The following is a 12,769-nucleotide window of genomic DNA, read 5'->3' on the forward strand; positions in this document are numbered from 1 at the left end:
TCGAGCCCGCCACCGGACCCGCGCCCCTCGCCGAGGCGGGCGAGCCGGCGCTGGTCGAGCCGCCACGCGCGGCCCGGGGTGGGGCCGGCGAGCACCCGGCCGTCCCCGACGACCAGCCCGCGCCGCCGGCTCGCCGGGAGAAGTCCCGCGCCGAGCGGTCGCCCCGGGACATGGCGCTGTCGCTGCTCGTGCTGCTGGTCCCCATCGCGCTGCTGCTCGCCTTCTACCGGGGGTTCCTCGGCGGCGACGAGCCGGCCACCGTGGACCCCGCGCCCGCCGTCGAGCAGGCGCGGGCGGCCAACACGTTCCCGGTCAGCGCGCCGGCCGGCCTGGCCGCCGACTGGCGTACGGTCAGCGCCCGCTACCGGACCGAGCCGACCGGGGCGACGCTGCGAATCGGCTACCTGACCCCGGAGGGGCGCGGCGCGCAGCTCGTGCAGAGCAACGTGCCCGCCGAGAAGCTGCTGCCCGCCGAGCTGAGCGGCGGCCAGCCGCAGGGGACGGCCGACCTGCCCGGCGGGAGGTGGCAGCGCTACACCGCCCGCGGCAACGAGCAGGCGCTGGTGCTGCTGGAACCGACGAGGACGGTGATCGTGGTCGGCGACGCCGGGGACGCCGAGCTGCGCCAGCTCGCCAACGCCCTCCGCTGACGGCGGCTGGCGGGTCAGGGGCCCTCAGGGGCTGAGCCCGCGCGGTCGGGGGTGGCCCGCGCCGCCGCCGGCCGGGTCGCCCGTCCGGGGTCGCGCGGACCGGACAGGGATTGCGGAAGGCCGCTTCAGGGAACAGAGGGAGCACGAGCTCGCCGGGTCGCTCCGCCGGCCGGACGCGGCTCGTGCGCCGGAGCCGGCGTGAGGGCTGCGGCGCCACGCCTCCGGCGCCTCCGTGGGCCGGACGACCCACCTGGAGAGGTTCACGTGATGATTCGACGTTTCAGCGCAGCCGCTTTCGCCGCGGCGCTGCTCACTCCTGGCCTGGCGGCCTGCAACAGCACCGGGAACGGCGAGGCGGGGGCCTCCGCGTCCCCGACGGTCGCCGGCAGCATCGCGCCGAGCGGCGCCACCCCCGGCACCGGTGACGCCAAGCAGGCGCTGCTGAACTCCACCAACGAGATCCGGAACGGCAACTTCCGGTTCACCATGTCCGGCGCCGGCTCCACGGCCGAGGGCCAGGTCCACGAGCCCAGCCAGAGCGCGGAGATGCGGGTGACGATCGGCGACGCGTCCTCCGACCTGATGATGAAGCTCGACCTGATCCACCTCAAGCCGGACAGCTGGGTGAAGGTGGAGCTGGGCGGCAAGTCGGCCGGCAGCATCCCCGGGGTGCAGAAGCTCAACCTCGGCAAGTACCAGCACCTGGACCAGACCCGGATCAAGGGCAACCGGGCGCTGGGCTTCGACTTCGAGAAGGTCGACCCGGCCGGCAGCGCGGTGCTGACGCAGGGCATCACCGAGGTCCGGCAGACCGGCGACGGCATGTACGCCGGCACGCTCGACGTGTCCAGGGCGGCCGAGGCCGGTTCGGTCGACCCCACCGTGATCACCGCGCTCGGCGCGCAGGCGAAGTCGGTGCCGTTCACCGCGAAGCTCGACCCGCAGGGCCGGCTCAGCGAGATGGTGGTCCAGATGCCGGCGGCCGGCCAGAGCGCCGCCCAGGACATCAAGGTCACGTACTCGGACTACGGCAACGCCTCGGCCGCACAGAAGCCGTCGGCCGACCAGGTGGTGGAGGCCCCGCCGGAGTTCTACAACCTGTTCAACTGAGCCCGACGGCGGGGCGGCTCCGGCCGTCCCGCCGTCGCGTCAGTCCTCGGCGCGCTGCCGGGCCGCGTCGATCCGCGCCCGGGCGCCGTCCAGCCAGCGCTGGCAGATGTCGGCCAACTGCTCGCCGCGCTCCCAGAGCGCCAGCGACTCCTCCAGCGACGTGCCGCCGGTCTCCAGCCGCTCGACCACCTGGGCCAGCTCGGCGCGGGCCTGCTCGTAGCTGAGCCGCTCGTCCTTCTTCTCGTCAGTCATCGCACCCATCCCACCACATCCGCCCGCCGTCGCCCGCCCGCCGCCGGTCAGCCGTCGACGGTCGCGGTCAGCTCGCCGTCGGCGAGGCGTACCCGCAGCGGGTCGCCCTTGGCCACCTCGGCGGCCGCCCGGACCACATGGCCGTCGGCGCGCTGCACGATCGCGTATCCACGGTCGAGGGTCGCGGCGGGCGAGAGCGCGCGCAGCCGGGCCAGGGTGTGCCGCAGGTCTTCGCCGGCGGCGCCGAGCCGGTGGTCCAGGCAGCGGCCGGTCCGGTCGCGCAGCGCGGCCACCTCGGCGGCGCGCTGGTCCACCATCACCTGCGGCCGGGCCAGCACCGGGCGGGAGCGGAGCAGGTCCAGCCGGTGCGACTCCCGGTCGACCAGGTTGCGGACGGCCCGCTCCAGGCGGGACCGGGCCTGGCCGATGAGGCGTACCTCCTCGGTCAGGTCGGGGACGATCCGCTTCGCCGCGTCGGTGGGCGTCGAGGCGCGGACGTCGGCGACGTAGTCGACCAGCGGCGCGTCCGTCTCGTGGCCGATGGCGCTGACCACCGGCGTACGGCAGGCGAAGACCGCCCGGCAGAGCGCCTCGTCGGAGAAGGGGAGCAGGTCCTCGATGCTGCCGCCGCCCCGGGCCAGGATGATCACGTCGATGGTCGGGTCCGCGTCGAGCACCTTGAGCGCGTCGACGATCTGCGGGACGGCGCTCGGCCCCTGCACCGCGACGTTGACCGTGCGGAACTCCACCGCCGGCCAGCGCCGCCGCGCGTTGGTCAGCACGTCCCGCTCGGCGGCCGAGGCGCGGCCGGTGATCAGCCCGATCCGGCCGGGCAGGAACGGCGGGCGGCGCTTGCGGTTCCGGTCGAAGAGGCCCTCGGCGGCCAGCAGCTTCTTGAGCTTCTCCAGCCGGGCCAGCAGCTCGCCGAGCCCCACCTGCCGGATCTCGTCGGCGCGCAGGCTCAGCGTGCCCCGGGCGGCGTAGAACTCCGGCTTGGCGTGCAGCACCACCCGGGCGCCCTCGCGCAGCTCCGGCGCGCCCGCGTCGAGCACGTCCCGGTTGGTGGTGACGGTCAGGCTGAGATCCGCCGACGGGTCGCGCAGGGTGAGGAACACGGTGCTCGCCCCGGGACGGCGGCTGATCTGCGCCACCTGCCCGTCCACCCACACCCAGCCGAGCCGCGCGATCCAGGCCCCCACCTTCTGGCTGACCACCCGTACCGGCCACGGCTCTTCCGACGTGCTCCGCCCCGCTTCGCCTCCACTCACCCGCCCACCCTACGATCCCGCCGCCCCGACGCCGTTGATCATGAGGTTGACGGGCGGTTCGAGCTCCGATCCACCCGCCAACCTCATGATCGACGTGAAGGTCAGGGGCCGGCGGCGCGCAGGGGGTGGGTGAGGAGGTGGGTCTCCGTGGGGCGGGCGGTGAGGACCCGGGGCCCGCCTCGGCCGCGATCTCGGCGGCGAGCGCGTCCAGCTCCGGGGTGGTGACGCCGGGGGCGGCCGCCTCGGCCAGCACCTCGTGCACCTCGGCCAGGACGGAACCCGCCCGGGCCATCAGCTCGATCTCGTCAGGGGTCTTCTGGATCACCAGGGCGCGCGTCCTCTCGTACCCGTGCAGGGGTCTCCGGTGGCCCCGCGCGCTGCCGGTCCGGTCATTCCGCCAGCCCGTGCGGCCTTATGTGGCGCGGGTCGCAGCCGCTGCCGTCGGAAAACCGGGCACGTAGGATGGGCGGGTGACTCAGGCTGAGACGACTTCCCGGACCGGCAAGCGCGTGCTCCTGGCCAAGCCTCGCGGCTACTGCGCGGGCGTGGACCGGGCGGTGCAGACCGTCGAGGAGGCGCTGAAGCTCTACGGCGCGCCCATCTACGTGCGCAAGCAGATCGTGCACAACAAGCACGTGGTGCAGACCCTGGAGGCCAAGGGCGCGATCTTCGTGGAGGAGAACGAGGAGGTGCCCGAGGGCGCCACCGTGATCTTCTCCGCGCACGGCGTGGCCCCCGAGGTCTACGAGCAGGCCAGGGCGCGCTCGCTCAAGGCGATCGACGCGACCTGCCCGCTGGTCACCAAGGTGCACCAGGAGGCCAAGCGGTTCGCCGCCGAGGACTACGACATCCTGCTGATCGGCCACGAGGGGCACGAGGAGGTCGTCGGCACCGCCGGTGAGGCCCCCGCGCACATCCAGCTGGTCGACGGCCCGGACGGGGCCGACAAGGTCACCGTGCGCGACCCGAACAAGGTCGTCTGGCTCTCGCAGACCACCTTGTCTGTGGACGAGACGCTGGAGACGGTGGCCCGGCTCAAGTCTCGGCTGCCGCTGCTCCAGTCGCCGCCCAGCGACGACATCTGCTACGCGACCTCCAACCGGCAGCACGTGGTGAAGGAGATCGCCCCCGACTGCGACGTGGTGATCGTCGTCGGATCGCGCAACTCCTCCAACTCGGTGCGCCTGGTCGAGGTCGCCCTGGACGCCGGCGCCCGCGCCGGTCACCTGGTCGACTTCGCCGACGAGATCGACGACGCCTGGCTGGCCGGCGCCGGCACGGTCGGTGTCACCTCCGGCGCCAGCGTGCCCGACGAGCTGGTCCAGCAGGTGCTCGCGCATTTGGCCGAGCGGGGCTTCACCGACGTCGAGGAGATCACCACCGCCAACGAGCGGCTGACCTTCTCGCTGCCGCAGGAGCTCAAGCGGGACATGAAGGCCGCCGCGACCGCCGCGCAGGGCTGACCGGCCGCCGGGAACGAACCACCCCAGCCGTACGTCCGATACGGGTATGAGGAACCTTCGGCTCGCCGTCCCCGCCCTGGTCGTCTGCGCGGCGCTGAGCGCCTGCGGCGGCCAGGCCGGTACGGACGGCACCGCCACCCCGACGGGAGCAGCCCCGGTGACCAGCCAGCCGAACCCGAACCCGACCAACAGCCCGAACGACCCGCAGAACCCGGTCGACCCGCTGCCCACGAAGCCGCCCAAGGGCACCCCCGGTCCGACGAAGCCCCCGCCGGCGGGTGACACCACCCTCACCGGCACCATCCAGGCCGGGGTCGAGCCCAACTGCCTGCTGCTCGACGGCAACCTGCTCATCGGCGGCCCCCGCGACGTGCTGAAGCCCGGCGCCCGGGTCACGGTCACCGGCCGCTCCCAGCCCGGCATGATGACCACCTGCCAACAGGGCACCCCCTTCGTCGTCGCAGCCGCCCGCCCCGCCTGACCTCTGGCACCCGGCGCTGACCAGCCCTCCCCGGCCTCCCCCGGGTCGATCATGAAGTTGTTGTCACCCGCCGGGACGTGTCGCGACAACAATTTCATGATCACAGGGGTGGTCCCGGCCGGAACGGGCGGAGCCCCGCCCCCGGGAACGGGGGCGGGGCTCCTTGGTTCAGCGGGCGGTCAGTTCACCGAGCCGATGGCCACCGAGCCGCGGCCGACGACCGCGCCCTCGGTGGTGGTGACGGCCAGGTCGCCGTAGAGCTCGCGACCGGCGGCCGGGGCGGCCAGGGCGGTCACCGTACCCGTGAGGGTGGCGGTGGCGCCGTTGGCCAGGGACAGCGGGGTGTTCGGGGCGGACAGCGAGCCCAGCGCCGTAGCCGAGAAGGAGTCCCGGTAGTCGTACGCGGTGCTGGTGCCCGGGCCGTCGACGGCGTACCCGTCGATCCGGACCCGGTAGGTGCCGGCGGCCGGGTTCTTCAGGGTCACCGCCTCCTCGGAGTCACCGTCGGCCGCGCGGCGACCTCGGTGGTGCCGAGGAAGACGTACAGGTCCAGGTCGGCGCCCAGGTTGGCGGTGTTGCCGATCCGGGCGGTGAACGAGGTCGCCCCCGCCGGGACGTCCACCAGGTACTCCTGGACGGCGCCCTCGGCGATGGTCGGCCGCTCGGCGCGCACGCTGGAGAGCGGGCCACCCACGCCGGTCACCTGGACCGGGCCGAACGTGTTGGTCAGGCCCCAGCTCACCTCGGTCGGGGCGCCGGCGGTGACCGCCGGCAGCTCGACCACGGCCGGCTCGACCTTGACGCCCTGCACCCGAGCCTGGAGCTGGAACGGGTTGTCCAGGGCCGGCGAGGTCCGCCGCGACTCCACCTCGATCTCCCAGACCCCCGCGATCGGGTTCTGGTAGTCCCGCTCCTGCGGCTTGCAGGCGGCGGCGTCGGAGAAGTTGGTGTAGCAGGCGGTGCTCGCGGTGCTCTCCACCGGAACGCCGTACGGGTTGACGGCGATGAACCGGGTCTGCGAACCGGTCGCGATGCCGGAGAGGTTGACCTGGAGCGCGCCCGCGCCCTGCGGCACCGTCACGAAGTACGAGGTGAAGCTGTTCCGCTCGACCGAACCCCCGCCGGAGAAGGAGTACTCCGGGGCGGAGACCGCGTTCGAGGCGACCACGACGGTGGAGACCTCGAAGTCGACCACCGAGGTGGCCGGGTCGTCGATCGTCATGATCGCGCCGTGCGCCCCCGCGGTCAGCGGCTTCGCCTTGACCTTGACGGTGACGGTCTTGTTCAGCGGCAGCCACACGACCTGCGGCGCGGTGAACGTGCCGTCGTTGCCGCGGAACGCGACGTTGTGCGCGACGCCCTTGTTCGGGCCGCTGGTCCGGGTCAGCTTGACCTCGTAGTAGCGGCTCTCCTTGACCTTCTGGCCGCCGCGGTCAGCAGCGCAGCGGTTGTAGACGCCGGTGCCCACGTTCGGGGTCGGCTCGAACTCGCCGGAGGCCTTGTTGTACCTGGTCAGGTTCTCCGACAGCTCGGTGCAGACCGGCGCCGCGGAGGTGTAGCTCCGGGTCTGCACGCCCGCGGCCAGCAGGCCCCACGCGCCCGGCACGTTGAACATGCCGTAACCCTGGCCGTACGTCGGGACGCCGGCGATCGGCTTGGCGGAGGTGTAGATGGCCCGGCGCAGCGCGGCCGGGGTGACGCCCTTGTCGGTCGCCTTCGCGGCCGACAGCAGCAGCGCGGCGGCGCCGGTGGCCTGCGGGGAGGCCATCGAGGTGCCGTTCAGCATCTGGTAGCCCGGGGGCAGCGGGTAGCCGGCCTCGGGGACCGGGTTGCCCGGCTGCCAGGTCGGCGCGGTGGAGATGGCCGAGCCGGGGGCGGAGATGCTCGGCTTGAAGCCGCCGTCCTCACGCGGGCCGCGCGAGGAGAAGTTGAACAGCGCGTTGTCCTTGCGGACCACCGAGCCGTAGTTGGCCAGCCAGGTGTCCTTGCTGATGTTCGCGGCGACGCTGACCACGTCGGTGGCGACGGAGGGGTCGCCGACGGTGTTCAGGCCCGGGCCGGAGTTGCCGGCCGAGATGAACATCTGCACGCCGTACGTGTTGATCAGGTCGTTGTAGAGGTTCGCGCGGGCGTTCGAGCCGTCGTTGAGCGCCGGCAGGCCGCCGATCGACATGTTGACCACGTCGACCTTGCGGTTGATCACCAGGTCGGCCATGCCGGTGGTGAGCGCCGCGGCGGTGCAGCCGCCGCCCCAGGAGCAGGCCCGGGCGGAGACCAGCTTGGCGCCGGGGGCGGCGCCGTCGAAGGCGCTGTTGCCCAGCATGTCGTTGGCGGCGGTGATGCCGGCGACGTGCGTGCCGTGGGTCGCCTCGATGATGCCGATGTTCACGTAGTCCCAGGTGCCCGGGATGCCGATCGGCGAGGTGTCCACGTTGCGGCGGTACTCGACCACGAACGGCATCTGATCGCGGACCGCGGTGGCCGGGCTGTCCGTGCCGAAGTGGCCGACCTGGAACTTCTCCTTGTACGGCCGCATCAGCTCGTCATCGGTGAAGTTGTTGTTCTGGTTGACGTCGACCCAGATGTTGCCGTTGGCCGGGTCGTAGAGGATGCCCCATGCGTCGGTGGTGTCGCCGTCCCGGTTGACGTCACCGGCCGGGTCGCTGGCCGCGGTGATGTTCTCCCGGAAGAGGTTGAACCGGTAGGCGCCGGCCGGGGCGGTCCAGGTGGCGCCCGCGATGCTGAAGGTCGGGCCGGTGGCCTCGTTGTTCATCCGACGCCAGGTGGGGTCCTCGAGCGGGTCCGTCGCGGTGACCCAGTCGACGATCTTGCGCTCACCCGTGGTGGTCTTCTGCAGCGCCGGCTGGTCCAGGTCGATGCCGGAGTCCATGATGCCGATGGTGACGCCGCGGCCGTCCCACTCCGGGTGCGCGGCCTTGAAGGCCTCCGCGCCGGTCTCGTTGGTCGGCATGTACGGGTTGACCGCGCCGGTGTCCCCACCGGGGCCGGCCAGGGTCTCGCCCTGCTCGGCGGTCTTCGCGCCGGCCGGGGCGGCCTCGGGGGCCGGGTCGGGGAGCTTGATGGTCTCGTCGAGGTCGACGGCGGAGACGCCGGGCAGCGTGGCGGCCTTGAGGACCTTCGCGGTGGGGACCTTGGCCAGCAGGTAGCCGACCTGGTCGTACCGCTCGCTGATGGAGGCGCCCAGGCCCTTCAGGCCGTCGGCGACCTTCTTGGCCGACCCCTTCTTGGCGGCGATGATCAGGGTGACGGTCGGGGCGTGCTTCGCCTCCGCCTCGTCGAGGAGCTTGGCGTCGTGCGCGCCCAGCGTCTCGACGGCGGTCGGCTGCGAGGCGTCGGGGGTGGTGGCGGGGGCGGCGCTCGCGGTCGCGGCGCCACCCCCCACGTCATGGCGCCGGCCGCCAGGACCGAGGCGAAGAGCGCGGCGGAGGTACGCCGGCTCAGGTTGCGGGGTTTACTCACGTTCTCTTCCTCCAGAGAACAGGGCCCTTCAGAAACAGGGCACGCGTGAGCGAAATCCTTCGGGGTGGCCGGCGTCGATGTCACTACCGAGACGTAGGTTGTGACCGGTCCGTGACGTGGGTCGGCCGTCATCGTCACACCGGCCGTGTTAAACGTCGATGTCTGCTGACCGTTCGGCCGATGTGGACCCGCCCTCGTTCCCGGTCCCGACCAGCTCCGGGGCCTGCGGCTGCCGGGGTGCCAGCTCCACCTGCGCCGGGGTGGCCAGCTCCTGGTCGGAGACGCCCAGCTCGGCGAGCTTGCGCGCGCTGACCAGCACCCGCGCCTCCAGCGACCCGACCGCCCGGTTGTACGCGGTCACCGCCCCGCCGAGCGATGCGCCGAGCTTGCCGACGTGGTCGCCCAGGGTGGACAGTCGCCCGTACAGTTCGCGGGCCAGGGAATGCACCGCCACCGCGTTGCGCGCCAACGCCTCCTGCCGCCACGAGTAGGCCACCGTGCGCAACAGCGCCACCAGGGTGGCCGGGGTCGCGAGCACCACGTTGCGGGCGAAGGCGTGCTCCAGCAGCGTCGGGTCGCGCTGCAACGCCACGTCGAGGAACGGGTCGGCCGGCACGAAGAGCACCACGAACTCCGGCGTCGAGTCGAAGGCCGCCCAGTAGGTCTTCGCCGCGAGCGCGTCCACGTGCGCCCGCAGGTGCCGCGCGTGCGCGTCGAGGTGGGTGTCCCGCCCCCGCTCGTCGCGCGCCTCCATCGCGGTCAGGTACGCGTCGAAGGGCGCCTTGGCGTCGACCACCACGCTGCGCCCGCCGTGCAGCCGGACCACCAGGTCGGGGCGGACCCCCTGGTGGTCGGTGGCGGCGGTGACCTGCTCGTCGAAGTCGCAGTGCTCCAGCAGGCCGGCGGCCTCGACGATCCGGCGGAGCTGGTGCTCGCCCCAGCGCCCCCGCACCTGCGGCGCCCGCAGCGCGGCCACCAGCTGCTTGGTCTCGGTGCGCAGCTCCCCGGAGACCGTGCTCATCGCCCGGACCTGCTCCCGCAGCTCGGCGTACGCGTCGACCCGGTCGTGCTCCAGCTCGGCGACCCGCTGCTCGTACCGCCGGAGGGTGTCGTGCAGCGGGGCCACCGCCCGGGCGACCGCCTCCTGCGACTGGGCGGTCGCCTCGTAGCTGAGCGCCCGCATCGACTGCTCCAGCCGCCCCTCGCCCGCCCGGGTGGCCTCCAGGGTCGCCTCCAACCGGGCGATCTGGGTGGCCGCGCGGGACCGGGCGGCCAGCCAGCCGACCGCGCCGCCCGCGGCGAGGCAGAGCACCACCACGGCCAGCGTCGCGAAGTCCATGCCCGAGAGCTTGCCAAACGGGTACGACGAGCGCCCGGTGGGTACGTTCGGGGGTATGGAAGCTGCCCTGTGGGTGATCCTGGTCCTGTTGCTCGGAGGTGCGCTCGTGTTCTGGCGGTGGGGGAGCAGGGCCCGGCGGGCCACCGAGCTGGCCGACGCCCGCGCGGAGGCGCAGCGCTGGTACGAGCGCCTCGGCGGGCAGTTGATGAACCTGCACGGCGACGCGCCGGCGGTGCGGCAGGCGCTGGCCGACGCCGGTGAGCGGTACAACGCGGCCGGGTCGCAGCTGGAGCAGGCGGGGACGCCGCACCAGTTCGCGCTGGCCCGGGAGACCGCGCTGGAGGGGCTGGCCTACATCCGGGCCGCCCGCACCGCGCTGGGCATCGACCCGGGCCCGGAGCTGCCGCCGCTGGCCGCCGCCCGGGGCGCCGGCATGCTCACCAAGGAGCGTGAGGTCAACGTGCAGGGGCAGACCTACCGGGCCGGCCCGCAGCCGGGCAACCAGACGCCCTATTACTACCCGGGCGGCAACTGGCAGGGCCGTCCGGTGCCCGCCGGCTGGTACTCGACGCCCTGGTGGAAGACCGCGCTCGGCACCGGGGCCGGCGTGCTCGGCGGCATCCTGATCGCCGACGCGCTCTTCTCGCCCGCCTTCGCCGACCCGGGCTACGGCTACGAGGCCGGCTACCAGGAGGGCTTCGGCGACGGCCAGGACCAGGGCGGGGACTTCGGCGACCAGGGCGGCGGCGACCAGGGCGGCGGCGGCTTCCGGCGCGGCGGCGGCCGTGGCGCTGTCACCGGTCGTCACCGGGGACGCCGTGGGGGTGGCCGCCGGGGTGGCGCTCCCGGTGTTGTTGGTCGGTTCGTCGGGGGCGAGGAAGGCGAGCCCGTCGGTGGCGGCGTGCGCCTCCAGCAGGCGGCTCAGCGCCCGGACGGTCCCGGTCGGTCCGGTTCTGGTGTCGAGTCCGAAGACGAGCAGCCGCTCCACCGGCTCCGGCTGGCCCTTGGCGTCGACGGGAACGGTGACGGTGAACGCCATGCCGGCGGCCACTGCGGTGGCGAAGTCGACGGTCCAACGCATCCCCGCGTCGACCGGGGGCGCCTCGTCCCCGCCGAAGGTCCCGGCGGCGTCGGCGGCCAGCGGGGTCGGCCCGACCGGCAGGTCCGGGGTGACGGTGCCCGACCCGCCGGTGAAGAGCTTGCCGCTGGCGGTGCGGCCGACCGCGTACCACTGGGTGGGCAGCAGCCGGGCCCGGGCCGGTTCGCACCACGGGCCGGGGCGGGTCAGCGGGTCGGGGAAGACGCCGGCGACCGGCTCCAGCACCCGGGCGATCCAGGCGGCGCGGGGCGCGCCGAAGCGGCGGACCAGGTCGCTCCAGGCGGCCTCGTCGGGCGTGCCGCCCGGTCCGCCCGGTTGCCCCTCACCCCAGTACGCGCGCCCGGCGGCGATCTCCTCGGCGGTCAGCCCCGGTTCGTGGTCGTCGACGTGGAGCTGGTCGGGGTAGACCCGGATCTTCAGGGCCGCGCCGGCGAACCGGGTCTCCAGGCGTACCGGCAGCATGACCGCCGGGGCGGCGGCGGTCAGCGTCCACGGGGTCTGGGTCAGCGCGCCGGACAGCGGCGGCCGGTCGGCGGCGTACGACGAGGTGCTCATCGGCTCTCCGGCGTCGGTAGCAGGTCGCTGGCGTGGCGGGCCAGGAGGACGGGGCGTTGCAGGACGGCCGACGCGGTGTCGGCGGCGTTGCGGCCCTGGCGGGCGGCGAAGACCACCGCGTCCGGCGCCGGCGGGTCGCCGGTGAGGTCCACGCCGAAGCGGGGCGCGGCGGGCTGCTCCCGGAGCAGGAAGAACCAGCCGGGGGGCCCGTCGGCCTGCCGGGCGGCGCCGCGGGCCGTTTCGGCGGTGCACGGGAAGCCGAACAGCAGCAGGTCGGGGGAGAGCCAGGCGTTGAAGATCGGCAGGACGTCCGGCCCGGTCGGGGTCCGTTCCTCCGGTCCGGTCCAGGTGGCGGCCCGCATGGTGACGATCGTGGACGGGTACCGGCGCAGCAGCTCGCCGCGGATGACCAGCACCAGCGACTGCTCGCCGGGAGCGCCGACGGCGGTCAGGTGGCTGCCCAGCGGCCCGTTGCGCCAGGCCGGGTCGGTCAGTGGCGGGATGTCGGTGAGCGGGGCCCCGGCGGACACGGCGCCGCGGACGTCCCAGAACTGCCGGAACCAGGTCTGCCGCGGGTCGGCGGGGAACTCCCGCCAGAGCATCTCCCGGCTCATCTCGTGGTTGAGCCCGACCAGGAACGCCTCGATGAAGCGCGGGTTGGCGGCCAGCGCGGTCATCGTCTCCGGGGCGACCGCCGGCAGGTTCGGCACCACGTGTTCCTGGGACAGCCCGCGCAGCAGCTCGTAGGCGGGCACGTCGAAGGTGACGCCGGCGAGCAGCCGGCGCAGCGGGTCGCCGCTGTCCGGCAGGGCGTCGACCAGGTCGCCGCCGCCGAGGGTGATCCCGGCCAGCACCTCACCGGCGACGGCGGTCTCGGGGCGTACCGTCTCGCGGACCGCCGCCGCGGCGGTGGCCAGGTCGACCGGGGCCGGGCGGTGGTCGCGGGCCAGGCCCTGCGCGGGGGCCAGCCGGTCCTGGTGGCGGGCGGCGGCGGCCATGAAGTCGTCGCCCATCTTCGCCCGGTCGGCGACCAGGTCGGCGCGCAGGTCGGCCACCGCGACGGAGCAGCCGC

9 protein-coding genes and 2 pseudogenes are annotated in these 12,769 nt (G+C 73.8%); 6 read left to right on the forward strand and 5 right to left on the reverse strand.

All coding sequences use genetic code 11. The annotated features are described in order from the left end of the window. Together JNW87_RS24935 and JNW87_RS24940 are read left to right on the forward strand one after the other, a co-directional pair. On the forward strand, positions 1-650 hold a 650-nt coding region (locus JNW87_RS24935), incomplete at its 5' end, for a DUF4245 domain-containing protein (protein ID WP_238454492.1). Positions 651-917: 267 nt separating this feature from the next. Further along, positions 918-1,760, forward strand: a complete 843-nt coding sequence (locus JNW87_RS24940; protein ID WP_236648771.1) for a hypothetical protein — start codon at positions 918-920, stop codon at positions 1,758-1,760. A gap of 39 nt (positions 1,761-1,799) precedes the next feature. Here the strand turns inward: JNW87_RS24940 and JNW87_RS24945 are convergent, their stop codons facing one another. Further along, entirely contained in the window at positions 1,800-2,012 is a 213-nt protein-coding gene (locus JNW87_RS24945) for an exodeoxyribonuclease VII small subunit (protein ID WP_109806007.1), read from the reverse strand. 47 nt (positions 2,013-2,059) lie between these two features. Then, positions 2,060-3,280: an exodeoxyribonuclease VII large subunit gene (gene xseA, locus JNW87_RS24950; protein ID WP_109806004.1), complete on the reverse strand. Its 1,221-nt coding sequence runs from the start codon at positions 3,278-3,280 to the stop codon at positions 2,060-2,062. 470 nt (positions 3,281-3,750) lie between these two features. Here xseA and JNW87_RS24955 point away from each other — a divergent pair, with 470 nt between their 5' ends. Together JNW87_RS24955 and JNW87_RS24960 are read left to right on the forward strand one after the other, a co-directional pair. After that, on the forward strand, positions 3,751-4,743 hold the full coding sequence (locus tag JNW87_RS24955) for a 4-hydroxy-3-methylbut-2-enyl diphosphate reductase (RefSeq protein ID WP_109800108.1): 993 nt from the start codon (positions 3,751-3,753) through the stop codon (positions 4,741-4,743). Positions 4,744-4,789: 46 nt separating this feature from the next. Further along, positions 4,790-5,224, forward strand: coding sequence for a hypothetical protein (locus tag JNW87_RS24960; protein ID WP_109800107.1), 435 nt, complete (start codon positions 4,790-4,792; stop codon positions 5,222-5,224). 179 nt (positions 5,225-5,403) lie between these two features. Here the strand turns inward: JNW87_RS24960 and JNW87_RS24965 are convergent. Both JNW87_RS24965 and JNW87_RS24970 read right to left on the reverse strand, forming a co-directional pair. After that, positions 5,404-8,704: pseudogene (locus JNW87_RS24965) on the reverse strand (S8 family serine peptidase). 148 nt (positions 8,705-8,852) lie between these two features. Continuing rightward, complete coding sequence (locus JNW87_RS24970; RefSeq protein ID WP_109800105.1) at positions 8,853-10,043, reverse strand: DNA recombination protein RmuC; 1,191 nt, start codon at positions 10,041-10,043, stop codon at positions 8,853-8,855. A 55-nt stretch (positions 10,044-10,098) separates the two neighbouring features. Here JNW87_RS24970 and JNW87_RS24975 point away from each other — a divergent pair. Both JNW87_RS24975 and JNW87_RS24980 read left to right on the forward strand, forming a co-directional pair. After that, positions 10,099-10,944, forward strand: a pseudogene (locus tag JNW87_RS24975) (hypothetical protein); the annotation flags it as partial. After that, entirely contained in the window at positions 10,829-11,548 is a 720-nt protein-coding gene (locus JNW87_RS24980) for a hypothetical protein (protein ID WP_238454493.1), read from the forward strand. The pseudogene JNW87_RS24975 and the gene JNW87_RS24980, both read left to right, overlap by 116 nt. Positions 11,549-11,693: 145 nt before the next feature. On the opposite strand, the gene JNW87_RS24985 is transcribed toward JNW87_RS24980, so the two are convergent. Then, positions 11,694-12,769: hypothetical protein (locus tag JNW87_RS24985; protein WP_238454494.1), on the reverse strand; the 1,076-nt coding region annotated here is incomplete at its 5' end.

This window comes from Micromonospora sp. ATA51 (assembly GCF_016802855.1).
GTDB classification, from domain to species: domain Bacteria; phylum Actinomycetota; class Actinomycetes; order Mycobacteriales; family Micromonosporaceae; genus Micromonospora; species Micromonospora sicca.